Below are 25,497 nucleotides of genomic sequence, written 5' to 3'. Positions count from 1 at the left end.
TTCAGTATAGGAGAATTGCTTATGAAAATTGCAGTTACGGGTGCAAGTGGTTATTTGGGTACAGGAGTAGTTAAGCAACTTTGTGATGATGGTAATGACGTTATTGCAGCGTGTCATTCTGCATCCAATCTCATTGATTGCCGTGCTACGGTTAAGGTAGGAGATATTTTTTTGTATGATAATCCTTTTGAAGAATTAGGCAAACCAGAACTCCTTTTACATATGGCATGGAGAAATGGATTTGTTCACAATGACCCTTCGCATATAGAAGATTTGCCAAAACACTTTGAGTTTATAAAAAAGATGACGGAGTCTGGTGTAAAGCAAATTGCAGTCATTGGCTCTATGCATGAGGTGGGATTTTTTGAGGGGAGTATAAAAGAAGACACTCCAACGCATCCGGAAAGTTTATATGGTATATCAAAGGATGCGCTAAGAAATTTGACGAAGTTAGTCTGTAAGAATAAAAATGTTATATTTCAATGGCTACGAGGATATTACATTGTAGGCAATACAGATTGTGGATGCTCAATATTCTCTAAAATTGCAGCGGCAGAAAAAGATGGAAAAGCACTATTCCCATTTACAACGGGCCAGAATCAATGGGACTTTATTGATTATGATGAATTTGCGCGACAAGTTGCTGCAACAGTTGAACAAAATGAAATTAATGGGATTATAAACATTTGTCACGGAAGACCTGAAAAACTTTCTGATAGGGTTGAACGTTTCATTCGCGAAAACGGTTTCAAAATTAAGCTTGATTATGGAAAATTTCCAGATCGTCCATATGACAGTAAAGCGGTATGGGGCGATGACTCAAAGATAAAAAGCATAATGAATAGGAAGGCGAATAAGTGATATACAAAACCTTGCAACGGATATGGCATTATTTTAAATGCGTTGTTATATTGAGAAAAGAAATAGGAGTGAAGAAAAAGTCGGAATTTTGTGATTTTGGAAAAAATTCAACGATTACAAAACCATTTCTTCAACTGTCTGGATGTAGCAATATAAAGATAGGTGATAATACAACTATTTTAAGTAATGTAAGGCTGGCTGTTTATGGAAGTGGCAGCAAAGCCAATATAACAATTGGAAATAATTGTTATATTGGTTTTTGCTTTTCCGCATTAGCATCAGTCGAAGCAAATATTGAGATAGGCGATAATGTGCTTTTTGCATCGAACGTTCTTGTGACGAATGAGAATCATGGTATTAATCCGGAATCAACTACACCATATATGGACCAAAAATTAAGCGCACAGGATGTTAAAATTGGAAATGGATGTTGGATAGGAGAAAAAGTGAGTATATTATCTGGCGTCACAATTGGTGAAAAGTGTATTATTGGTGCAGGCTCAATTGTTACAAAATCTATTCCGAGTTATTCAATTGCAGTTGGTAATCCGGCACGAATAATAAAACAATATAATTTTTATACAAAAAGGTGGGAACGATATTATGGTGAAGATGAAAAAAGGTAATATTTATCTACCTCTGCAGGGAAGAATAGGAAATCAGTTATTTCAGTATGCACTTGCGAGAAAAATTCAGTTATCTTTGCCGAGGAAGATTACAATAGTAATGGATGATTCTGATATTTTAAGATGTGGTTGGGTTAATTCGTTGGAGAATTATGATCTTCCAAATGTTAAATATATTCATGAGAGTATTCTGCTGGGAAAGAAGAATTTTACAAAACAATATCTACTTAGAAAAATTTATCGATTTTTTACGAGAAACAAGAATTATATTAATAAGTTTGAAACAGAGAAAAGACTAAATAAACTCTTCAATGATAATGGAATGTTTTTTTGTGAGAATGGGTATATTGAACCGAAATTGAATTGTAATGCACCGATATACCTTGAAGGTTATTTTCAATCACAGTTGTATTTTGACGATATAAAGGACGATTTGTTGAAACTCTTCAGCGGTCGGCAATTTTCTGAATTTTTCACTTATCCTGGATTGGAAAAAATACAAAATCGTAATAGTGTATGCATCAGTGTGAAAGTAGAGCATAACGTCGGAAGTTCGATGTATGATGTTTGCTCTATGGAGTACTGGGAGAGTGCAATAGAATATATAACGAGAACGGTAGAAAATCCATTGTTTTTTATTTGCTCAGATAATGTTGAATACGTGCTAAGGAACTTAATTGATGCAACTAAGTATGATTATGTTGTTCAGGACAAGAATGTTCCGGTTTATGTTTCCCTTGCTGTTATGAGTGAATGCAAACACTTTATTATTGGTAATACAACATTTGGATGGTGGGCACAGTACATGTCACAGAATCCGAATAAAATTGTAGTTGCACCTTCGAAATGGATGGCAGTAGATATGCCAATTGATTTGTATGAAAATAATTGGCATTTAATTGAGGTTTAAAGGAAGATGAGCATGAAAAAGAGTATAGGAATTTTATATATATGTACTGGACCTTATGTACTTTTTTGGAAAGATTTTTATAAGTCTTTTCAGGAAAAATTCTTAGTTGACTTTGAAAAACGCTATTTTGTGTTTTCAGATGCAGAAGAAATTTATGGACAAGACGATCCCGATGTCAAAAAAATCAAAATAGAGCCACAGCCGTGGCCATTGATTACATTGCTTCGTTTTTCCACTTTCTTAAAAGTGGAAGAGGAATTGAAAAAGTGCGATTACTTGATGTTTTCCAATTCTAATATGGTGTGTGATGCCGTAATTACACCTGAAGAATTTTTACCAAGAGAAAAATTAAACGAGACATTAGCGGTTACTATTCATCCTGGATATGCTGGTAAAAAAAAGATAGATTTTCCTTATGATCGAAATAAGAAATCAACAGCGTACATTCCGTGGAACTGTGGATCATATTATGTTATTGGAGCAATGTTTTGCGGAACGAGTAATGCTTTTATTAAGATGTCAAAAACATTAAAGAAAAATATAGAAGAGGATCTCAAAAGAAATATCATAGCAAAGTGGCATGATGAATCACAACTCAATAGATACATTATCGGCAAGAAAAATATTCGAATTTTACCACCGCAATATTGCTATCCTTGCGGTATGAATGTGACCTATGCGAAAAAAATTTCAGCAGTCAATAAGGAGGCAAAGTTTGATGTAAATACTTTTAAGGGTCAGTATAAGAAACAGTCATCATCGTTGAGAACTTTTGTGGGAAAAATCAAACGAGAACTGATACTTAAGGAACATGTTCTCTATTTTATCGATTGCATAAAGTGTAGTAAACTTGGGGAAGTTAAAGATGCAGAATAAAAAAGCAACGCTAGTTAATATATTTGCCGCCCTTATTACATTAGGAGTCCAAATGTTTATTAGTTTCTGGCTATCTCCTTTTGTGGTGGGAAAACTTGGAGAAGAAGCATATGGTTTTATAAATCTTGCAAATAATTTTGTGTCTTATGCTAGTTTAGTTGCTATTGCTATTAATTCTATGGCTTGCCGCTATATTTCGGTTTCCTACAATTCAAATCGTATCGAGGAAGCTAAATCGTATTTTTGCTCGGTTTTTATTGCTAATTGTTTTTTATACGGGATAATAGTGGTGTTATCAATTCTGTTTATCGGGAAAATAGAACTGATAATAAGTATATCACCAGAACTTGTTTTACAAGTAAAGCTAACATTTCTGTTGAGCTTTCTTAATATGGGAGCGTCACTAATTGGAACAGTGTATACTGCGGCTGCTTTTTCAACAAACCAGATGCAGTACAGTTCTTTGGTTCAGATAGTTTCAAATATAGTTAAAAGTGTTTTGGTATTTGCTCTTTTTTCTATTTTACCCCCGAAGGTATATTATTTGAGTATGGCAACGCTTATAGCGGGAATAGTGACATTTGTTGGAAATTATTTTGTGACCAAGAAATTGTTTAAAGACTTCGGTATTGAGAAAAGATTGTTTAATTTTGAAAAGTTGATGACACTTCTAAAATCAGGCTTTTGGGTTTTAATTTCAAATATTAGTAATCTTTTGCTGAATGGACTTGACTTGTTATTTAGCAATTGGTTTATAAGTAGCGTAATGATGGGACGTTTGTCACTTGCCAAACAAATACCGCTAGCATTAAGTAATGCTCTGGGAGTATTCTCAAATATCTTCTCTTCAGCATTAACGAAGGTTTTCGCAACAGATGGAAATAATAGCCTGATTGATGAGGCAACTGAACAACTCAAAATCCTCACTATTTTTTTTACAGTACCGTATGCAGGAATTATTGCGTATGGAAAAGATTTTTTAAAATTATGGTTAAGAGCAACAGAGTATACGGAAAGCCAGTATACTGAGATATATGTGCTAATGATACTCGTGTTACTTGATATTATTATTAGTACGTATATGTACAGCATTCATTCTGTATTTATCGCAATTGATCGTGTTAAGGTGTACTCTGTTATTCTGTTTATGGCAAGTTTGATTAGTATGAGTGTTACTTTAATACTTTTGAAATTTACAGAGTTAGGCGTTTATGCAATTGCTGGAACAAGTACAATAGTGTTAGGATTTACCCATGGTGTGATAGTGCCCGGTTGTGCAGCTAAACTTTTGAAGAAACCGATTTGGCTATTTTGGAAGAGCGAACTAAAATCATGGATTTCTCTCGCAGTGACAAGTACCCTTTTTGGCGCAATAAAGTTTTTTTTAGTGTTAAATAATTGGAAGCATTTTTTTATAAGTATTATGATTGTGGCAGCTCTTGGATATTTTACTCTCTTTTTTATTACATTTGATAAGAATGAAAAACGTGAATTTGTTAAAATTATTAAAGATAAACTAAGCAACGAGTAAAACAAATAGAGGTAATACAATGGGGAAAATGTCAAAAATTAAATCTGAAAAATTTACTTTTTTTACTTTCTGGATGACTATATGTATAATCGTTTATCATACTGCTCCTCATTTGCTGGTTATGGCTGGTATGGGGGGGTACGATAGAAAGTTTATTGAAACTTTAGGCCCAATTGCATTAAACTATTTCTTTGCGACATCGGCATATTTCTTTTTTTCATCAGAGCACTGTTTTGTGTTTAAAATGAAAAAACGTATAAAAACACTGTGCCTTCCATTCGTTGTATGGAATACACTATATATTCTGTTGTATATACTTCAAAATGGAATTCCAAATTTATCTACAGTTGTGCTGGGATACACATTAGAACCGTTTGATGGACCGCTATGGTATATCTTTGTGTTGTATATTTTCTTTGGACTTTCATACCATATTGATTGTATAAGGAATAGCAATTCGAAAGGATTATTGTTTTGGGTTCTACTAATTTCTATCTGTGCCTCATTGTTTCATCAATTTTATATCTCTGGCAGTGTTTCTTTTGTGTATGATTATTGGTTTGAGCGCACAATTAGAATGATTCCAGCATTTTTGTTTGGGGCTTATTGCGGAAAAAATGCAAAAACAAAAAAAATATTGAAATTGCCATATATAGCCATTATGATTGTTGCTATTGTTTCGTGGGGATTAGCAATATATTTGGAGGACTGCTTTGTAACGGTGCTTCTATTGTATATTTGTACTGTATGTGTATGGTTCGGTTTTCCAAATATAAATTTCAAACTGGCGCCTATCTTGTGCCACTCGACATTCCTGATATATGTTTTACATGAAGGTATCGTAATTGTATTGCTTGCATTTATGAACAATATAGGATTGAGTAACGCTATTATTAATAGAACTTATTTCATAGGATGCCTTTTGATTTTTCTTTTTATTGTATTAGGAACGGCGATACTTATAAACAAAATCATTGAACAATGCCCTGTAAAAGTAAGTGAAATGCTGACAGGTGGCAGAAGTGGAGCAACGCATAATAAAAGAAGTTTTGTAAAGAACATTAAAAATAGATGAACAAGCGCAGAGTAAATTATAAATCGTAACGAGGTGACTATTGCATGTGAACAGGCAGCAGATTGAAGATAGAAATTACATAGCCAAACTGAAAGTAGATGACATGCGGAATATTATTAAGTATGGGATGCCTGCTATAAGAAGAATTGTAAAGTGGTGATGGGATGAAAAGTATCATATCAAAAATTACTGCTAAAGAGGGTGTAACTTCCAGACAAAGTTCCATCTAAACAAAATTGTAAGTGCATCAAAACATGGCGTAGTGACTTGTCTCGATATTCCTGATATATTGTAAATCATCATATATTAGGAGAAACTTCTATGGCTAGAGCAAATCAGGAAACTGTTACAACATTTGGTGAAGTTCTTCATTCTCTGCGAACATTTCTTATTCACGGAACAGGACGAATACGCCAGACAATCGGCTGATGATTTATTTTCAGGGGATGAAACTTTATATCCCGGGGCTGGTTGCAGTCGTTACGTTAAGTTTTAAACTGGATCCGTACAATGGTGACTATGTGTTTATTTTTTGCAACAGAAAAAGAGATTCCATAAAAGTTCTGAGGTATGATCAGAATGGCTTTATCCTGCAACCAAAAGTTACTGGATGATATGAAATTTCAGTGGTCAAGGACACCGGATGAAGTGAAAGAAATCTCTTTTCAGCAGGTTGAGTGGCTCCTTCAGGGACTGGAAATTGAACAGAAAAAAGCCTATCACCAGGTAAAAATCAATTATGAAAACAGCTGCTTCTGACAGCCGTGATAATGCCTTGAAAAGTGCCGGAAAAGCCTATAAATCGGCACTTTTTCAGCGAAAAAAGTGCCTTGAAATGATAGAAAAAAGCCATAAAAAATGGTATAATGTTCTCATCAAAACATGAGAAAAATGGTAAGACAGAGCATGAAGAATTACTGATGCTGAGATGATCTGGATGTCTATGAGTATCTGAAACACCTGCTCGCAGAAATGCCCAATAATCATCATCTGGAAGATTCATCCGTCATTGATCAGCCTCTTCCCTGGTCAAAGAAGCTGCCAGAACAGTGCAGAATGAAGCGAAAAAGAAAAAGTGTCTCAAACAATGATGTAGGCATTATAGCAGAGATGTTGCTATTTTGCATTACACTATGTTATGAGGCACTTACATTTAATAAAGCACAATACACAAAAAGCTAGGAGATGAACTATGCCCCAAGATGCCAAAACGTATGATTTACTAATCGTAGGCCCTGCTGACACAGAAAAATATTTTGTATGTATAAAGCGTGCAATTGAACGTTTTAATACGGGAGTGGGAAAAGAAAAAAGAATTATTATTATAGGACAGGAACTTAAAGGATTAATTTATGCTGAGTCAGGTGGGAAAAGCGATACGTTGATTCGAAATCAGATCTCAGAGAAAATTGATTTGGTTACAGCTATTTTCTGGAAGTCAGATGATTCTTTAGCAGCGGTACCATATTTGAGTACGACTGAGGTAATTGAACTGGCCTTGAAATTAGATAAGCAGATTTTTACATATTTTCTTGAGAGAGAAGTATCTATGTCAGAGGTAAATTTTAGGGATTTGGAAAGCATAAAGTCACTTCAGAATCGCTATCGTGAAAATATCGGGATTTCTTTTAAAGTAAGGGACGAACATGACTTGGAAGATCGGGTTTTAACTGACCTGCAGTTGTTTTTTTCAAACTTTGATAAGAATCAGAAGAGTATTCCTACTTGTGATAGTATAAATGATGAGCTTTTATTTTCACAGAAAGGATTGTATTTTCTTCCATATGGTTGTGTTGGACGCGAAAATAAGATAAAAAAGCTTGAAAAGCTTTTGGAGAATAATCGGCCTGTTGTTATAAGAGGCGTAGCTGGTGTGGGAAAGACTACGCTTTGCAGCTATTATTATCAATTGCATAATAAAGGTGCTTACAAATTTTCAATGCCATTTGTAAATTTAGAAAACTGTATGTCGAAAGCTGATTTCATACATGCTATGTGTGCTGCATTACGAATCAAAGAAGCATTTATGGGTTTGGATAATCTTCTGGAGCAGATACATAGCACAAAGAAACATTATGATGCATTCTTTTTCGACAACTGGGAAGATTTTCAAGTTAAAACTATAGGCAGTGAAGAGTTTCGATGTGTTTGTGAATTTGTTAATACACTTGTGTGTAATGGGTATAAGGTTTTGGTTTCAAGTCAGATGAAAGCCCCAACAGGCTGGTATGATTTTTCTGTGGATATTTTGAATCCAGAAGATGGAAAATATTTGTTTACAGAATTATTAGAAAGAAGGGGAAAGTATATAAATCAGATGTCTAAAGTCGAAATATCTGCATTTGAAACTCTTCTTAAGAAAATGGAAAATCATCCGTTGACAATGGTATTGACGGCTTCTTTAATAGAGGATCCAAATGATACATTAGAACGGATTAAAAATAAATGGAGTGAAGTCTGTGATCAAACGGAATCCAAGAGACATCAATCAATGAAAATTGCATTAAAAATGTCATATGATGCAATTGTAATGACGCCAGGTGCAGTAACGCTATGGGGATTGATTGCAGGATTAAGTGCGAATTTTTCCACTTACTTTATTAATGCTTTAAAACATATATCTCCGGAAATTTCATGGGATGACGCTCTAAGAGCGCTTTCTAGCAGAAGCCTTGTTCAATTTTCTGTAAATGGAAAGAGTTTACATATGTTGATGCCGGTGAAGGCACAATGGGAGCGTCTGGCTGGAAAAAAGGAAAAAAGGGAATGTTATGCATTGTGGGCTAAATTAATCGGATACGTTGCAATGCAAGCCGATTCTTGTGAACATACACACGATGCTAGATTAAGCAACTCCATCAGAGGTGTTGTGTTTGAATGCATGCGTAGCTTTATGATGATCACGGAGTTTCTTATTCAGGATGGGCAGATCGAAGCCGCAGAGAAATGCATTAATGCTATGCAAGATTATTACGAATCACTTTCAGACAGCGCATTTGAATTTCTTAAAAACCTGCCTCTTGATAAATTTTCATTAGTCACAAAAGGAATGATAATTAAATGCAAAGGTGATATTTGCAGACTTGGTAGAAAAGAAGAGCCAAACATAGCAGAAGGCTATTATAAAGAGGCACTTGTTTGTTTTGAAAAGTGTAGGGAAAATGTATGGCTCGCGCAGGTTATGAATGTGATAGGTAAAAATAAATTTTGGAGTTTTCATGATGCAGAGAAAGCTTTAGGCTGGCTCGAAAAGTCTGAAAAATTATCAAAGGATGAGCAGTATACTCGGGGAATTGCCGAAGCGAAAAAAGATCAGGCAATTATATTAACCGAAGAATATAAATCATATGAGAAAGCTAAAAAATATTTGGAAGATGCTAATTCTATGTACAGTGAATTAGGTGACTATCGGGGAATCGCCCACACTTTGAAAAGACAAGGTGTTATTATGGAGAAATCAGGCAATATTTGTAAGGCTGTAAAAAAGTATGAAGAAGCACTGGAATTTTATGAATGTGCACATTACATTCAAGGACAAGGAGATACTTTATCGCGTATATGCAATGCATATATCGAACTAGGAGAAAAGGATAAATTAGAGAAAAATATAGTACGTAGTGAAAAAATAATGGATAAGATTCCATATCAGATGATTAAAAACGATCTGGCTGGTAGTATCAAAAAAGGCAGAAACTGGCTACAGGACAGGGAGTGAATTAAGATGATAAAGAAAGTGGAACTTTTAGCACCAGTTAAGGATAGAGAGTGTCAGCAGGCGGTTATTGAAAATGGAGCGGATAGTGTTTATATGGGCTATCAACAGTTTAATGCCCGCATGTTTGGTAAAAATTTTAATGAATCAGAATTTCGTGAGAATATTAAATATGCACACGAAAATAATGTGAAAGTATATCTTACATTAAATACGTTGATTAGAGAAGATGAAATGCATTTAGCGCTGCAAATGGCAACACAGGCGGTAAAAGATCATGTTGATGGAATCTTGGTTCAGGATATTGGATTAGCGTCGGAGATTCGAAAAAATATTTCCTATGCTGGTCTGCATGCCAGTACACAAATGTCTGTATCAAATCATTATGGTGTTAAGGTATTACATGATATGGGATTTCAAAGAGTGGTTCTGGCGCGCGAATTAAACTACCAGGAGGCTAATGCAATTAAGCAAATATGTCTTGAAAGTAATGACATGAGCCAAATGGAAATTGAAGTGTTTATTCATGGCGGACTATGTATTGCCTATTCGGGACAATGTTTTTCCTCGTCTTATTGCTTTGGCTCATCTGCAAACAGAGGACGGTGTTTGATGACCTGTTGGAAAGGATATGAACTTAAAGCAGGGAAGAAAGTCTTAGAAAGAGGAAGCCTGTTAAGACCACGTGATTTAGAAGGGCTATATGGATTGAAGCATCTCATGGAAGGAGAAATTGATTGTCTTAAGATTCAAGGAAGACTCCGAAATAGTAATTATATTGGTGAAATAGTAAATGTTTACCGACATGCCATCGATGATATTTTTGAAAAAAGAGAAAGTGAAAATAAGAAAAAAATTTACAATAGCCGCTTATGGGCTGTAAGTCCAAGGGGATTGACAAGTGGAAATTTGTTGCCAGAAGCAGATAGGAATCTAATCATGGATACAAATGTTGATGTTTTGCCAGAAAAAGCTGAAAAAAGTGACAGTAAAAAAGTTATTGGATCACCACAAAATAAAAAAATAGCTGTTTTCTTGCAAAACATTTCGCCTGATAAAGAGTATTCTTTGCTGCGGAAGGATATTGACTGGGTATACATAAAATATGAAAGCTTTTTGTTGGATGAATTAAAAAGCATGCTTCATGAATTGTGCAGGAAGTATCGTGTCTGTATTTATATGCCACCAATGATTTACGAAAGAAATTGCGAAACGGTATATGATAAAGTGGATGCTATTGTGAAGAATTATGCCATAAAAGGCATTGTTCTGTCAAATGTAAGCGATCTTATGCTGATAGGAAGATATGTGGGAAAATGTTTGGAGTATATATCTGGGAATGATCTGCATATATATAATCATTTTACTGCTGACAGCTTAATGAAAATGGGAGTTAGAATGGGAACTTATTCATTAGAATTGCCGTTTGATGGATGTGCTGAGCTAAAAGAACATACAAGTCTCCCTATGCAGCAGATTGTCTTTGGGCATTCAGAGTTAATGCATATGAAATATTGCCTGCTTTCACATAGCAATGAATGTGATAATTGTGGAAGATGTAAGGATGAGAAATATGGAAATCTGGAATTAAATGGAGAAGCCGAATTTTATGTTAAAATTAATAAATTTCAAACCGAAACTGTATTGTACAGTAAAAAGACGTTTTCTGCGGATACGACTCGTGTGGTAGGAGATTCTTTGCGATTTGACTTTATGAATGAATCGGTTTTACAGATGAATTCAATTATAGAGGATATTAAATCAGGTTGGTTTTATACAGGAAGAGAGTATGTAAATGAAATTTTAAAAGGGGAATAATAAATGGGCACATTAAGCCAGAGGGACAATTTTATACCGCCAAAATGGATAAAACATAAGATACTCACTATTTGGAATTTACGTGATGATGAGGAGCTAAATGCAACAATACATCGATATCATATATCTGACTATGAGGAATGCCTAAAAAAAATAGAGAAAGAATTAAGTACTTCTGCTGAGATGGTTGTATATATTATTAAACTTGTATACAGAAAATCTGTTTATAAACTTCCTAATTTTATGATTAGGAGTCGTGAAGATATTGCCTTATGCAGAGATAAATTGAAAAATATAAAAGAAAAGCAAGTTATAGAAATCTGGTATTGCAAAAATGTATTGGATAGAGAAAAAGTATATGGAAGAATGCAGTTTTCTTTGGATGAATTATTTCCGAGAATAGTAGTAAGAAGAATGGAAATTGTGTGGGGAGATTCTGCCAGAATGATAGAACGATATCCGAATTTGGATTGTGCGTTTGCAGCAGTGGAAATTGCTGGATGGGGAAAGAACTTTAGAGTTATTGATATGATTCAGGCAGATAAGTCCAAAACGGAGATCAAGGAAATGATAGATATGTTATTAAATATATTAAGCAATTATCAGAGTAGGATTATTAATTTGGGAGAGTTTGTAAATGAATGTGGCTGCTTGTCATTATGTATTGAATTTTCATATACAAAGGAAGGGAAATTTACAATTATCGATTGGGACAGCGATAATGATATGAATGTTATAAATAAAATTTCTCATGAGCAAGTACTGGTGTAAAGAAAAAATTAAAATGAAGTACATTTTGGAGGGCAGAAAACATGTGTTGTGATTGTTTTTTTTGTGGTGACGGAAAATTTCTTATGAATAAAAAAATTGGTTTGAGTGGAACTGACTGGGGAGTTTATGAAGATGAAAATGTATTTATAACTCCAGATGTTTCGCCAGTTTTAAAAGGACATTTTCTCATAGTTTCCAAGATGCATATAAATAGTTTTGGCAATGGAAGTGAGGAAATATTTCTGTCGCTCCAAAAGGCGAAAGAAATTTTAGTAGAAAAGGTTTATTGTCAGGAAAAGATTTTGTTTTTTGAGCATGGTGCAGTGATAAGCCATACTGCAGGTGGCTGTATTGATCATGCACATTTGCATGCAATTCCATTAGATAAAGATATTGACGTCGATGCATATATAGACAAGCACAAACTTCTGGATACTCCGAAATTTAAAATGAATTATGAAGTGGTTCATGAATTTGCAAAAGAAAAAAAACCATATATAGCGTATGGATACAATAAAGACGACATGTGGATACGTAATGCAGACTGGCTACCAACACAATTTTTCAGGTTGTTAATTTCCGATTATTATCCAGGAGAATATAATTGGAAGCTTGCATGTAAATCAGAGCATTCGAAAAAATTATTTAGAGAAACAATGGAAATGGCAGCACTGTTAAGTAAAAATAGTAGAAGGGAGTGTGAAAATAATGCCTAAAACAATAAATAGATATGATGTTTTGATTTCTTGCCCATCTGATGTGGGAGAGTACGTGGATAGTATAAAGAGTGCAATTTCTCGCTTTAATAGTACTATTGGAGAATACAAAGATATTGTATTACGTACGAGATATTGGAAGGATGATTCTTTTGCACAATCTGGTGGAAAAGCTCAGGAGCTTTTGAATAAACAGATTGTTGAAACGTCAGACCTGGCCGTTGCTGTCTTTTGGACGAAATTTGGTGAGCCAACAGAGCACTATGCTTCGGGTACCGAAGAGGAGATTGAAACTATGATATCCAATGGAAAGCAGGTTTTTGTGTATTTTTTGGATAAGCCGATTTCTCCATCAACACTGAACAGCAAGGAATACAAAAAAATAATTAATTTCAAGAAAAAATATTGCGGTCAGGGAATTTACGTTACTGTCAAGGATGAAATTAAATTAGAATCAGATATTCTGGATGGATTGACACATTATTTTGCAAAATAAAATGGTTGTTTATTTTGCAAGAAAGATTTTCCATTCATTTGTTGTTCATAAAGATAGTTGCATATTCCGTTTCAAGAGGGTTCTTCCTCAATTATCCGTAAATGTAATTGAAACAAAAGTGCTAAAATGATAGAATTGTTTTAGGAATTTTGTTATTATGGAAGGAATTGAAACAAATGAAAGATACCCTTGATTTACAAAAATTTTACCCGGAAGAAATAGGCATCAAAGAAGTAACTCAAAACGAAAAAGAAATTTATATCCATGTTTCTTTGCATTCGAAAAATTGTATATGCCCTAAGTGTGGAATGGTTTCAGAACATAAATATGGTACTTATAAAAGAAAACTTCAAGATCTTCCGATTTTGGGTAGAACAACGTATTTAATTGCAAATGCTTACGAATATCAGTGCGACAATTCTTCCTGTAATGTTACAACTTTTGCTGAGAATGTGAATGGATTTTTGAATTATTACAGCTGTATGACAGAGCGTTGTGAAGATTTTATATGCACTTTGGCATTGGAAACAAGCTGTGAAGGTAGTGCTCGTATCTGTCGTTCTATAAATATGAAAATCAGTGGTGACAGCATTATCCGATTGTTAACCAAATGATATGTAGAACAACCGGAGGTTCCATGTGGAAGCATCATTGGAGTGGATGATTTTGCATTTAAGAAACGGCATACTTATGGGACAATTATTGTAGATGAGACAACGCATAAACCAGTGACAATTTTCGATGGACGTGATGGTAAAACATTAAAAGAATGGTTAAGTAAAAATAAACATGTAAAAACGGTAACTCGAGACCGGGCAAGTGCTTATTCAGCAGCCATAAAGGAAATATTGCCTGATGCTATGCAGATTGCTGACAGATTTCATCTTCATCAAAATTTATTAGAGACCATAAAAAATACTACAAATTCTGTATTGCCCGTTGATATCAGAATCCCATCTGATTCTAACAGCATTGCAGAATCATTAGTTGAAAGCGATAGTAAAAAAATGCCATGCAGTGTGGATAACCTTAGCGAATATAATCAAAAAAGGGTACAACTGTACACTGAGATAAGGGAATATAATTCTGCCGGATACAGTAAACGCCAAATTTCTAAAGTGTTACATTGCAGCAAAAACACCGTGACAAAATATCTCAATGGAGAATATGAAGCACTTTGTAAAAAAGATTTTCGTAGCAGAATGGATGAGTTTTATGATTATGTAATCAAAACTTTAACTTCTGGCATCAGTCGAAAAGATGTATATCGCAATGTTATTGAAAAAGGATATAAAGGCGGCCAATCTGCAGCATATGACTATATGAATAAGATCATAGAACGATTCCAAATTGATGTTGCAATTTACAAAAGTTCTTCACCTGAAGCAATTCAAAACAAAAAGGCATTACAAAAATATGACCACCTTTCACGAAACGGCATATTCCGTTATTTTTGGATGGGAGTGGAACTTAGTGCAAATCATAAGGCATATATTTTACAGAAATATCCTAAACTCAGAGAATTGATGCGTTGTGTTCGAGAATTCCGTGAAGTATATGAAAAGAAAAGTATGCCTTTATTGTATTTGTTTATAGAACGGTACAAAAACTCTGATTTAAAAGAGATATCTCGGTTTGCAAATGGATTAGAAAAGGATATAGAAGCTGTGGAAAATTCTGTTGCCAGTGAACTTTCAAATGGTTTTGTCGAGGGGACAAATAGTAAATTAAAAATGCGAATGGTAAAACGCACTATGTATGGGAGATGCAACAAAGCACTTTTAGCAGCAAAGTTAATGTATGCAAAAGTTGAATGATACGGATAATTGCGGAAGAACCAGAGAGCACCGGAATAATCACGAATGCAATGATAGTTGTATTAGATGGGGTGATAAAATATAAATAAAACAAAAAGCATAACTTTTACTAGTGACTCATCGACATGTATGACCTTACTGTCATGAATCAGTTCATGGAGGCGAGCAGGAAAAAGTTTCCTGTTTGTTTTCAGCACAAAAATATCAGTATTAGACAGAAGTGCCAGCTGGAATATGTGGATGACAAAATCAATGGCAACCCCTTGCATCAACCAGTGAAATTGTTCCGCAGATAAGATGCTGAGCTCCGCGAAGAAACGGGACCATGTGAAATGACTGGATTCTACGAGATTGTAAAGGAGAAGAAATTCATTCTTTCCTAGAATAAACTTTTGAGTTTGGTGGAAGACTTTCTGGAGAAAAGAAACTGGGCGTTAGGCACAAACAGATGCACCATTCAATAGAAACGTAGTTTGAGTGGCGAAAAGAATATATTGCATTGATAGAAATTTACAAAGGGGAGGAAGTCACATGTCTGCATATGTGAAAATATCATATCCATCAGAAAAGTACAATTATGCAATGCGTGAATGCATAAAATTTATCGGAGAGCATTTTGGAAGAAGTGGTAGAAATCCCTATAAAGAGGGAAAAAGAATTATTGCAAAAAAAGTGAGGGGGGCTTCAAGAACTTCTATCAACAAAATGGTTTATCCGAAAAATATAAGAAACAGTAAAAGTAAAGAATGGAACTTTAAAAAGCGGTCATTCGATAGAAGCTATCGTCAAATAATGAAGCTTTTGCTTAAAAGTGAGTTTTGTTGCCAAGCCGAGTTGTTAATTTTAGAATTAATGAAAGAGGATAACGGTGAATTGTTATCAGAAATTTTGTGTCCTGATCAAATCGCTGCGTTATATTTTTCCATAAATGATGATAAATATGAGCGTGATAGATTTTACATAAAAAGATTTTTGTATGAGTATGAAAAATGGGATAGGGTTGTATTGAGCTAGAAAAGTAAAGGTGATTGGAATGAAACAATATGATGCAATAGATTGGCAGGCGTTTTCACAGAAGAAAAATATTGAGGAAATTGTAAAAAATACGCGTGATGATCATCAACTTCGATTAACGGCTACTATTGAAATTGCATTAAGCGTAATATCTATTGGTGCAGATAATACTCTTATTCCTCAGTGTTATATAGTCTGGATAAATACGTTTACATGTATAATTGCTGTTATTCCGTTGGTCTGGCTGGCTTATAAATACATCAAAAGGTATAAAGCAAATCATAGAACTGGAAAAGATATTCCAAACACTGATGATATGATTAATTTATTTGACAATGATATTTGCTACTATGTTCTTATGGCAGAATCATATACTCAAAAAATTAGAGGAATTTTACATAACGATGTATCGGAGGTTGAAAAGTTTTATTTTTTAGAAACTTGTTTTTATATAAATAAAGCTATTTATAATTTGTCTAGGATTTCTAATGTGATTGAAAAAGTATTTTCAGGCAATAAAAATAAACTATATGAGGAAAGAAATATATCGGTAACGAGATTAATAAACGTTTTTTCAATTTTGGACAATTGTAATGCTATCATTGCGGACAACTTTGAATTAATAAGAGATATTGATGTCAATGATAATTATTACAACTTGTGGAATAAAAACTTAAAAGCATATAGAGCTTTTAAGAAATTAACTGTAAAATTAATCCCGGAAATTGATGATATGGTAAAAATTGAGTAATAAAAACAATTAAGGTAAAGATATTGTCAATTAGATCCAGAATACTAAAAAGTGAATCTAAAGGGAAAAGGAACATATCATGCAAACAACACTTTTAATTATGGTCGCCGGCATCGGTTCCCGTTTCGGCGGAGGAATCAAATAATTAGAACCAGTTGATTCACAGGGACAGATCATTATGGACTATTCTATCCATGATGCAATCGAAGCTGGTTTTAACAAAGTAGTATTTATTATCCGCAAGGATATCGAAGGGGAATTTAAGAAAATCATAGGTGACAGAATTGCCTCAATCTGTGCAGAACATAGTGTGAGCGTTTCCTATGCTTTCCAGGACATACATAATATTCCGGGAGATTTTCCGGAAGGTCGTACCAAGCCCTGGGGAACTGGACAGGCGGTATTAGCTGCGAAGGAACTTTTGGATACACCATTTGTCGTCATTAATGCAGATGACTATTACGGCAAAGAAGGTTTCAAAAAAGTTCACGAATATCTGGTGAATGGTGGAACTTCCTGTATGGCTGGTTTTGTTCTGAAGAACACTCTTTCCGACAATGGCGGTGTGACTCGTGGAATTTGTAAAATGGATGAGGAAAACAATCTTACTGAGGTTGTGGAAACTCATAACATTATGAAAACTGCGGATGGGGCAGAAACAGATGGCGTGAAGTTAGATATAGAATCTTTGGTTTCCATGAATATGTGGGGATTGACACCTGATTTTGTGGAGACTCTGGAAAAGGGATTTGAGGAATTCTTTGAGAAGGAGGTACCAGAGAATCCAATGAAGGCAGAGTATCTGATCCCGTCTTTTATTGGGGAACTGCTGGGGCAGGGGAAGATCAGTGTGAAAGTTCTGAGAACCAATGATAGTTGGTATGGGATGACTTATAAGGAAGATGTTGAGGCTGTGAAAGGAAGTTTTAGAGAAATGCTGGAAAAGAAAGTATATCTAAAAGATCTTTTTGAGGATTTGCAGGTAAAAAAATAGATTCCCTTAGTTGATATAAGAAATATTTGCCGAGTTATTTAATGATTAAAAGAACTTCTTTTGCAAAATGCTGCAGAAAAGAGATAAGGGGGAACTACATGTATTATCAAATTTTAGTTGAAACAGTTGATGGATTAGGAAAATCCAAACGAGAGAAAAAAATTTATGAAATTGACAAAACCAATAAAGATGAAATTATAAAAGACATTTTAGTTCCATATATGAGTGAAGAAGAATTTATTATTGATGGGTATAGCATAAAAAAAGAAAAGGTTATTCGTTTAAAAATTGTTACTACAGAAAGGTCTGTAAGAGAATTAGCTGATTTAGAAAATTCTCAAATGCCTGAGGGGCTTTTGATGTATGTGAGTCCCGAAGATATATTAGAGTATGATAAATATACAACTGATGTAACTGTAAAATTATTTACAGAAGCAAAGAGCTTATGTACAAATTCAGAAATAAAAGAAATAAAACAGAGAGATCATTTTGATAAGCGGAAAGTTTTTATTGTTCATGGACATGATGTAGAGGCCAAGCTTGAAGTTGCTCGATTTATAGAAAAATTAAATCTTGAACCAATAATTTTACATGAGCAGGCTAATGATGGATTGACTATTATAGAAAAAATTGAAAAATATTCTGACGTAGGATTTGGTATTGTTTTATATACACCTTGTGATATTGGTTATGCGAAGGAAAGAGAAAAGGAAAAAATGGACAGGGCACGCCAAAACGTTGTTTTTGAGCATGGATATTTAATTGCTAAATTGGGCAGAAAGAATGTATGCGCATTAGTGAGAGATAATATTGAAGTACCAAATGATATTTCGGGTATTGTTTATGTTCCATTGGATAAAAATGATGGTTGGAAAATAGCGTTGGCGAAAGAAATGAAAAGTGCTGGATATAAAATCAATTTTAATCTATTTATGTAGTTTTTGAATTATTTGTAATGACAAGAGGCCGAATTATTTATAGAGATTGTGAGAAAGAGTACTTTGAATCCTATAAATAATTCGGCATTAAAAATAAAGTGTAAGCGCCTCAAAACATGGCGTAGTGACTTGCCTCGATATTCCTGATATATTGTAAATCATCATATATTAGGAGAAACTGCTATGGCAAGAGCAAATCAGGAGACTGTTACAACATTTGGCGAAGTTCTTCATTCTGCGAACATTTCTTATTCACAGAACAGAACAAATACGCCAGACAACCGGCTGATGATCTATTTTCAGGGAATGCAGCATTGGGGGCGGGGATAAATGAGAGGAAGATGTTCTTATGAAGTTATATCATAAAATTTTTAAAAGACGTTCAGATTTGTCAATTTATCTTGATAATCCGGATCAGCTTGTAGCGTATGCGGAAGAAATGCTGAATCGTTTGACTCATGCTAAAAGTGTGGATGAACTTCATAAAGCAAAGTTATCTGTTCTAAAAGATTTTTGTGATATTTATGCCTTTGATGTGAGTAATGCTGAATTCCCGGAACCCGTTGGACATTTTGATAATGAAGAAGAGAAAAGCAATTTTATAAAAAGAAAAATTTTATTGCAAGATACAGCTAAATATTTGGGAAGCGTTTATAAGAAGTATCATACATTAATTTATGAGAGAAATGGAACACTTCCTGAAATTCAATTGGAAAACTTAGCGATAGATTATAATGAAATTTACCGAAGAGCAATGGAAGACTATATAGATGCTATTGTTAATAAAAAGCCTCATGCAGTGACAGCAAGCTTTGTTCTACCGTCTTTGATTGAGAGAGGACTAGTGATAAGTTTGCAAAATAAGCTGTTAGACAAAGGTTTATGTAGAATACAAGAAAAAAGTGATACTAAAATAGTTTTTGATGCTTGTGAAAAAGAGTATATTGAAGCGTTTCTTAATTATAAATCCAGCTTCCAGTTTAATGCAAAGGAAAGTTATGTAATGGGAAAAATGTATGACCTTTTCGTAAGAACTGAAGCATTAGAAAAATCAGCAGAAAATGAGATGATCCTGACTGGTGTAGGACGAAAAAATAAAAGAAAACTGACCAGAACATTGGGATCATTGATTAAAACTGATTTTGCAAAAGAGGAAATTTTACCAGAGTACATGGAAATTATGGAGAATATTTTTGGAAGCCTTAATATCCGAAATTGTATTATGCATGGTCTTGGGGAATCATTTGATTATTTAAATATTGGTCTTGTCGCTATTATGTTTCAGCTATTATGGGATATTGCTACATGTGAAGTATTTAAGTAAAAACTATTTGGTAAATGGGATAAAGCGAAGAAAGAGTGTAAGTGCCTCATAACATGGCGTAGTGCAAAATAGCAGTATCTCTGCTATAATGCCTACAATCAAAGTTATTGAGGATTTGTTCTGTTTCTGGGATTTTCTTTAAAGATTTGTCTAGGATCCGAGAGACATTTCAAAGCTTGATTACCTTTTTTATAATGGGGCGACGTTACAACGTCGGTAAGCGCCTCAAAATGAGCATTGGGGGCAGACCCGTGTAAGGTAACTATGACATTTTTCTTGAAATATGTTAAGAGCACATAACTAAGTTCGGCACATAATTACGGTTATGCTTTTAAGCACATAATCGTAAAAACTGGCTGTTCTGTGACACACCAAACGGAGCCTAGGCCAGCGCTATTGTGTACACAATGGTAGAAATGGCAAAAGCTAATGGAGTAAACGTCTATCACTATCTTACCTATCTGCTGGAAAAACTGTCTGATGATAGGATGAGTGATGATGAATTAGAACTTCTGGCGCCATGGAACGAAACAGTCAAAGCTGAGATCGAACGTCGTGCAAACGAATCAAATCAATCATATGTAAATTGTCAAGGTGCTCCGGCTACTGAAAAGTAGTCGGGGATTTTTCTATCATACCTAAAAATTAAGCGCTTACGGATGAAATCCTGTCAGCAATTGTAAAGAGTGGACGGTCTTATGAGGAGATACTGAAATTCCTGAATGTGGAAGAAACAAAGGAATAGACAGGGAATGCACCACAGCCGTGATTGTGGTGCGAGTTTTAGGCGGAAAATTTCTGAAAGTTCACATATTTGCAGATTTATGATATACTAGGAACAGGAGTTCCCTACGCTGCTCGAATAATCACATCCCTTTTCGGAGTGAGCGGTAGGTAACAATTTTATGGTCAGATAAGAAGTGATAAACTATAACCTAAATAAATGTTTATCAAAATGAGAGGAGAAACGTGAAATGAAGCAGATTTTGATTGACAATGCACTTGAATCATGGAATTCTGCAATTTTATACGCAAACGACATCATGAAGGGAATGGCTACTTTAAAGTACAGAAAGAACTTTGTGGCGTCACTCCACAATGCAACAGAGTTATTTATAAAACAACTTATGCTTGATATTGGAGATCATAGTGTGTGTAAAAAAATTTCAGCACGAAAAGATCCAGATAGCGCGTTATGGACTAAGTATAAAGCTGCGACAGATTTAAATTTGTTCTTTTCGAGTTTGTCATCGGTGGATTTGGAAATATGTCATTCTGAAGATTATAATTTTATCATAAGAAAGACAAAAACTTTGTTCAATACATACTATGCAGAACATCCACAAGATCAAGCCGTTGTAAGTGATGCATTGAGGGTATTAAGGGACTTACGCAACAATGAGACGCATTTCTTTATAGATAAGTGGACATTCTTGACGGAAACCGAGTTTACACAGTTATACAATTTTATGATTGTGTTTTATAGAATACTGCAAGAGTATAGTTTGCTACCATTCTGGGGCGAACCGTTAGAAGAATATAAAGATTTTGAATTTACAAAACCCACGTTAACATCGTTCTCTTACAAAGATGCATTATTGTCGTCAAATGTATTGAGAAATATTGCTGATATTTCAGATGATGTTCAATTATCAAGTGGAGATGATTCTGCCTTTTCTGTTGCAAAAGAAATTATTGAATGTTGTAGTCCCGGAAAATGGGAAGGAAAATTCAATGAACTATGGGCACAGGTTGAAACAGCAATGCATTACGGGTTGCTTACCATTGATGAGGTCATTGAAGAATATGACGAGCCGGAAATTGGAAAGGGAGAAAAGGTTTATTGGTACATAAATGTTCAATATCAATAATTATATTGTGAACTTCTGAAAAAATCTCCCCTAAACAAATTTTAGGGCTGATGAGGAATAAAAAAATATTGATGTGAACTTCCAGAAAAAGTTCCACCTAAACAAAATTAAGAGAATAAAAAATTGAAAAAATCCCGATTTTCTGCGGGTTCTGCTTGCATGACACCTAGGACAAAAGGAAGCAAGAATAAAACGAAAATTTCTAACGATTACGCATCTCAGATTGCAGAAAAGCAGTATACTATCACCTCTTTAACCACCGAAATTGCAGCAATTATTGCCAATATTGACACCTTGAAAGCTGATCTGAAGGAGAAAAAGGTGGCTCTGAAGAAAGCAGAAAAGGAAGTTGTTAAGCTGGAGGCGAAGAAATCTGCTGCTGAGCAGAAAGCCGCCGAAGAGGCGAAGAAAGCGGAAGCAGAGAGTGTGGTTAAGAAGCTGCTGGCCAGTGGGATGAGCGCAGAAGAAATTTTGAAAAAACTGAAATAAAACATATCAAAAACTAAGAAAAGGAGAACGACAAAAATGGAAGAAGTAGAGAAATTCTTAAAAGAAGCTGAAACATATTACCTGGCAACGGTCGAGGGCGACCAGCCGAGAGTGCGCCCGTTTGGCACAGCGCATATTTTTGAAGGCAAGCTGTACATCCAGACTGGTAAGAAGAAGGATGTTTCCAAGCAGCTGCACGCAAACCCGAAAGCAGAGTTGTGTGCATTCAAAGGCGGCGAGTGGATTCGCGTTGCGGGCGAGTTGGTAGAAGATGATCGTGTAGAAGCGAGAGAATCTATGCTGGATGCCTATCCGAGTTTGAAGAAAATGTATGCTGCAGATGATGGCAATACTGAGGTGTTCTACTTCAAGAATGGTGTGGCTACCATCAGTTCGTTTACCCATGAGCCGAAAGTAATCAAGTTTTGATAATGTTGCCGTGTGTGTTTCGGGCTCCGAGCTGAGTCCGAAACACACACGGCATATTTTGAATACCGACATATAGTTTATAACGAAAATAAAAGAAATGGAGCGTGACAACAGTGAATTTATCAAAAATACATCATATTGCAATCATCGTATCTGACTATGAAGCCGCTAAGGATTTTTATGTAAACAAACTGGGGTTCTCTGTTATAAGAGAAAACTATCGCCCAGAGCGTAAGGACTGGAAGCTGGATCTTTGTGTCAATGAACACACAGAGCTGGAGATTTTCGCTGAAGAAAATCCACCGAAGCGTGTGAACCGTCCAGAAGCCTGTGGGCTGCGTCATCTTGCGTTCTGCGTAGACAGCGTAGAGCAGACGGTGAGGGAGCTGGCAGAAGTTGGGATTGAATGTGAGTCAATCCGTGTGGATGATTATACCGGTAAGAAGATGACATTCTTCCACGACCCGGATGGACTGCCGCTGGAACTCCATGAGTAAAGAGGTGGACAAAATGATATTCCGTAAGGCAGAAAAAGAGGATTTTTACAAAATCAGATCCCTGTACTGGAACTTGATTGACCAGGAGCAGAATGATCTGTCATTTCCACATTGGAAGAAGGGAATCCACCCATCTGGTGAGATGATACAGAACAGCATTGATACAGGACAACTGTATCCGTAAGGATGTAAATGGAGCGGTTATAAAAAATGTTATCCATGAGTGGATGAAATTTACGAGCGAAGAACAAAAGGATAATGGAATGGTTTTATGTGGTAGATATGGAAGTTGATGGAGAGTATGGTTAAATGGTTAATATATATCCGTTGAAACAATTTTTATTAGAAAAAAATCCTGATCTGTTTAACGGGATTAAAGAGTTTAGAGAATAACCACATTGTGAACTTTCGAAAAAAGTTCTCTTAAACAAATTTTTGGGCTGAGGAAAAATAGTAGAATGTTATTTGATAAAAATTTATTTGAATCAAAATATGTGCCGGCAGAACAAAGAACACCAGTTGATACTTTGATATTGATTGGAAATGGATTTGATATTTGGCAGAATTTAGATACAAGCTACAGATCATTTGAAAGATATTATGAGGCGCATTTGGAGGAGGTGTTGGAGCGTTTTCATTTAAAAAAATATACAAAATACAATGATGATGGAACCATTGCAATTGATTCAGAAGGCAATACAATTACTTATTCAGATGTAGAACTGTTTTACGGAGATCCGTTTAAACCACAGAAATTGGATCATACATTCTGGTGGAATTTTGAGACGTCTATGGATAAAATAGACGATCAGCAGATCAATTATTTTTTTGGAAGAGACGGAGTAAAAAATATTAAAAGATGTGCAGAAAATGCACAGAAAATATTGAAGGAAATGTTCCGGGACTGGGTAGGAACGATTCACATTAGTGAAGAAATTTCGAAGTATGCATTTGGTGATAATGTATTGTTTGTTAATTTCAATTATACAGATACATTGTTAAAACGGTTTGGTGTGAAGGCGGTGAATGAATTTCATATTCATGGCATGGCAAATGAGAAAGAGTCTATTATTGTAGGGCATGCGACACATCCGGAGTATCCATACGAATCGTTGAGAATGTTCAAAAACAAACCGCGAATGGAAGGGCTGTATTATATAGAAGAATTTCTGTATAATACAGATAAACATATAGAGGATAACTATATGAAACTGCAAATATTTTGCGGGTTGCATGGTGTTCGAATTGAGAATATCAAAAAAATTTTTGTACTGGGGTTGGGCTTTGGAGATGCTGACCTGGGTTATATAAAGCATTTGATATACGAAACACAGGGGATTTCAGAGGACCCGGAAACGTATTTGGAACAAGAGGAAAAGGCATATCTGGATAGTCTGGACTATGATGGTATTATGCATATCAATATGCAGTATGCTGTCAGCCACAGGGAACGTGTGATGCAAAAGAAGCCGATCAGTTTTCCAGAGTATGAACGTTTGGATGAGATGATAAAACCGTATGTGGAGGATCCTTATCAGCATGTGGAAAGAGATGTACAGCTACGGTTGGAAGCAGCTGGTGTAAGGCGGCGTTTTCGGGAAGAACAGGAGGAACGCAATCAAAAGATACGGCGGGAATATTTGCGTATGTTGAATAAAAGGATGCATTTGGGAATGCTCACGCCAGTGGAGGCATTTTTGGAACATGACCCTAAGATACCCTATGATAATTCCGGCACAGAATGGCATATTTCATATTATAGTGAAGAAGATCGCAAACGGATTGATACGGTAATGCAAAGTTATGGATGTGAGAATTATACACTGCATCCGGATATAGCACAGTGTATTGAAACATTCAAAAAGTGACTTATTGGGGTCTGGTACGCTTACCATAGTTACGAATCGCTGATATGTCAACTGGAAAAGCAGTGGATGACGGATGCAGAGCAAGAGTTTTAGACCCTTGTAAGAGACCCTCA

Annotated in this window: 27 protein-coding genes and 1 pseudogene; all 28 read left to right on the top strand. The window is 35.1% G+C overall.

Annotation, left to right across the window (positions count from 1 at the left end):
* Nucleotides 1-21 precede the first annotated feature (21 nt).
* The 28 genes and pseudogenes from AB5706_RS16720 to AB5706_RS16585 all read left to right on the top strand — a co-directional run bounded on the left by AB5706_RS16720 (nt 22) and on the right by AB5706_RS16585 (nt 25,384).
* The gene (locus AB5706_RS16720; RefSeq protein ID WP_173773477.1) at nt 22-861 is read left to right on the top strand and encodes an NAD-dependent epimerase/dehydratase family protein; all 840 of its coding nucleotides are present in this window, start codon (nt 22-24) and stop codon (nt 859-861) included.
* Nucleotides 858-1,487: an acyltransferase gene (locus tag AB5706_RS16715; RefSeq protein ID WP_173773476.1), complete on the top strand. Its 630-nt coding sequence runs from the start codon at nt 858-860 to the stop codon at nt 1,485-1,487. Before AB5706_RS16720 ends, AB5706_RS16715 begins: the two co-directional genes overlap by 4 nt.
* Complete coding sequence (locus AB5706_RS16710) at nt 1,465-2,397, top strand: alpha-1,2-fucosyltransferase (protein WP_173773475.1); 933 nt, start codon at nt 1,465-1,467, stop codon at nt 2,395-2,397. Before AB5706_RS16715 ends, AB5706_RS16710 begins: the two co-directional genes overlap by 23 nt.
* 12 nt (nt 2,398-2,409) lie before the next feature.
* Entirely contained in the window at nt 2,410-3,273 is an 864-nt protein-coding gene (locus AB5706_RS16705) for a family 6 glucosyltransferase (RefSeq protein WP_173773474.1), read from the top strand.
* Nucleotides 3,263-4,804 carry an MATE family efflux transporter gene (locus AB5706_RS16700; RefSeq protein ID WP_173773473.1) on the top strand — a complete coding sequence of 514 codons (1,542 nt, stop codon included), beginning with the start codon at nt 3,263-3,265 and terminating at the stop codon, nt 4,802-4,804. The genes AB5706_RS16705 and AB5706_RS16700 overlap by 11 nt, the downstream gene beginning before the upstream one ends.
* Nucleotides 4,805-4,823: 19 nt before the next feature.
* Nucleotides 4,824-5,879, top strand: coding sequence for an acyltransferase family protein (locus AB5706_RS16695; RefSeq protein WP_368366201.1), 1,056 nt, complete (start codon nt 4,824-4,826; stop codon nt 5,877-5,879).
* A gap of 428 nt (nt 5,880-6,307) precedes the next feature.
* A complete protein-coding gene (gene tnpB / locus AB5706_RS16690) occupies nt 6,308-6,493 on the top strand; it encodes an IS66 family insertion sequence element accessory protein TnpB (RefSeq protein WP_368366200.1) in 186 nt (61 codons plus the stop codon).
* Nucleotides 6,459-6,638, top strand: coding sequence for an IS66 family insertion sequence element accessory protein TnpB (gene tnpB, locus AB5706_RS16685; protein WP_233456044.1), 180 nt, complete (start codon nt 6,459-6,461; stop codon nt 6,636-6,638). Before tnpB (AB5706_RS16690) ends, tnpB (AB5706_RS16685) begins: the two co-directional genes overlap by 35 nt.
* Nucleotides 6,639-7,071: 433 nt before the next feature.
* Nucleotides 7,072-9,594, top strand: a complete 2,523-nt coding sequence (locus AB5706_RS16680) for a hypothetical protein (protein WP_173773470.1) — start codon at nt 7,072-7,074, stop codon at nt 9,592-9,594.
* A 6-nt stretch (nt 9,595-9,600) separates the two neighbouring features.
* The gene (locus tag AB5706_RS16675; RefSeq protein WP_173773469.1) at nt 9,601-11,409 is read left to right on the top strand and encodes a peptidase U32 family protein; all 1,809 of its coding nucleotides are present in this window, start codon (nt 9,601-9,603) and stop codon (nt 11,407-11,409) included.
* Between the two features lie 3 nt (nt 11,410-11,412).
* On the top strand, nt 11,413-12,180 hold the full coding sequence (locus AB5706_RS16670) for a hypothetical protein (protein WP_173773468.1): 768 nt from the start codon (nt 11,413-11,415) through the stop codon (nt 12,178-12,180).
* A gap of 83 nt (nt 12,181-12,263) precedes the next feature.
* Nucleotides 12,264-12,896, top strand: coding sequence for an HIT family protein (locus AB5706_RS16665; protein ID WP_173773467.1), 633 nt, complete (start codon nt 12,264-12,266; stop codon nt 12,894-12,896).
* Nucleotides 12,889-13,392 carry a DUF4062 domain-containing protein gene (locus AB5706_RS16660; RefSeq protein ID WP_173773466.1) on the top strand — a complete coding sequence of 168 codons (504 nt, stop codon included), beginning with the start codon at nt 12,889-12,891 and terminating at the stop codon, nt 13,390-13,392. The genes AB5706_RS16665 and AB5706_RS16660 overlap by 8 nt, the downstream gene beginning before the upstream one ends.
* A gap of 176 nt (nt 13,393-13,568) precedes the next feature.
* Nucleotides 13,569-14,006: a transposase family protein gene (locus AB5706_RS16655; RefSeq protein WP_233456043.1), complete on the top strand. Its 438-nt coding sequence runs from the start codon at nt 13,569-13,571 to the stop codon at nt 14,004-14,006.
* A 42-nt stretch (nt 14,007-14,048) separates the two neighbouring features.
* Entirely contained in the window at nt 14,049-15,209 is a 1,161-nt protein-coding gene (locus AB5706_RS16650) for a transposase (protein ID WP_302435598.1), read from the top strand.
* 531 nt (nt 15,210-15,740) lie between these two features.
* Nucleotides 15,741-16,223 (top strand): hypothetical protein, encoded by a 483-nt coding sequence (locus AB5706_RS16645; protein ID WP_173773465.1) that lies wholly within the window; start codon nt 15,741-15,743, stop codon nt 16,221-16,223.
* A gap of 19 nt (nt 16,224-16,242) precedes the next feature.
* The gene (locus AB5706_RS16640) at nt 16,243-16,974 is read left to right on the top strand and encodes a hypothetical protein (RefSeq protein WP_173773464.1); all 732 of its coding nucleotides are present in this window, start codon (nt 16,243-16,245) and stop codon (nt 16,972-16,974) included.
* A 178-nt stretch (nt 16,975-17,152) separates the two neighbouring features.
* Entirely contained in the window at nt 17,153-17,968 is an 816-nt protein-coding gene (locus AB5706_RS16635) for a hypothetical protein (RefSeq protein ID WP_330602888.1), read from the top strand.
* Between the two features lie 98 nt (nt 17,969-18,066).
* Complete coding sequence (locus tag AB5706_RS16630; RefSeq protein WP_173773463.1) at nt 18,067-18,906, top strand: TIR domain-containing protein; 840 nt, start codon at nt 18,067-18,069, stop codon at nt 18,904-18,906.
* A gap of 183 nt (nt 18,907-19,089) precedes the next feature.
* Complete coding sequence (locus tag AB5706_RS16625) at nt 19,090-19,236, top strand: hypothetical protein (protein ID WP_173773462.1); 147 nt, start codon at nt 19,090-19,092, stop codon at nt 19,234-19,236.
* A gap of 19 nt (nt 19,237-19,255) precedes the next feature.
* Nucleotides 19,256-20,230, top strand: coding sequence for a hypothetical protein (locus tag AB5706_RS16620; RefSeq protein WP_173773461.1), 975 nt, complete (start codon nt 19,256-19,258; stop codon nt 20,228-20,230).
* A gap of 344 nt (nt 20,231-20,574) precedes the next feature.
* Nucleotides 20,575-20,847 (top strand): annotated as a pseudogene (locus AB5706_RS16615) (transposase domain-containing protein); the annotation flags it as partial.
* A 357-nt stretch (nt 20,848-21,204) separates the two neighbouring features.
* Nucleotides 21,205-22,101 carry a hypothetical protein gene (locus AB5706_RS16610; RefSeq protein ID WP_173773460.1) on the top strand — a complete coding sequence of 299 codons (897 nt, stop codon included), beginning with the start codon at nt 21,205-21,207 and terminating at the stop codon, nt 22,099-22,101.
* Nucleotides 22,102-22,260: 159 nt separating this feature from the next.
* Nucleotides 22,261-22,590, top strand: a complete 330-nt coding sequence (locus AB5706_RS16605; RefSeq protein ID WP_173773493.1) for a hypothetical protein — start codon at nt 22,261-22,263, stop codon at nt 22,588-22,590.
* Between the two features lie 36 nt (nt 22,591-22,626).
* Nucleotides 22,627-23,019, top strand: a complete 393-nt coding sequence (locus AB5706_RS16600; protein WP_173773459.1) for a pyridoxamine 5'-phosphate oxidase family protein — start codon at nt 22,627-22,629, stop codon at nt 23,017-23,019.
* Between the two features lie 113 nt (nt 23,020-23,132).
* Complete coding sequence (gene gloA2 / locus AB5706_RS16595) at nt 23,133-23,516, top strand: SMU1112c/YaeR family gloxylase I-like metalloprotein (protein WP_173773458.1); 384 nt, start codon at nt 23,133-23,135, stop codon at nt 23,514-23,516.
* Between the two features lie 13 nt (nt 23,517-23,529).
* Complete coding sequence (locus AB5706_RS16590; protein WP_173773457.1) at nt 23,530-23,700, top strand: hypothetical protein; 171 nt, start codon at nt 23,530-23,532, stop codon at nt 23,698-23,700.
* A 274-nt stretch (nt 23,701-23,974) separates the two neighbouring features.
* A complete protein-coding gene (locus AB5706_RS16585) occupies nt 23,975-25,384 on the top strand; it encodes an AbiH family protein (protein WP_173773456.1) in 1,410 nt (469 codons plus the stop codon).
* Nucleotides 25,385-25,497 lie beyond the last annotated feature (113 nt).

The sequence above is a fragment of the Ruminococcus sp. RTP21484sp1_RTP21277st1_D2_RTP21277_210401 genome, assembly GCF_040924225.1.
GTDB classification, from domain to species: Bacteria; Bacillota; Clostridia; order Lachnospirales; family Lachnospiraceae; genus Blautia_A; species Blautia_A faecis.
Note: the sequence above shows the minus strand (reverse complement) of the source record. Positions and strands in the feature narration are given on the sequence as shown.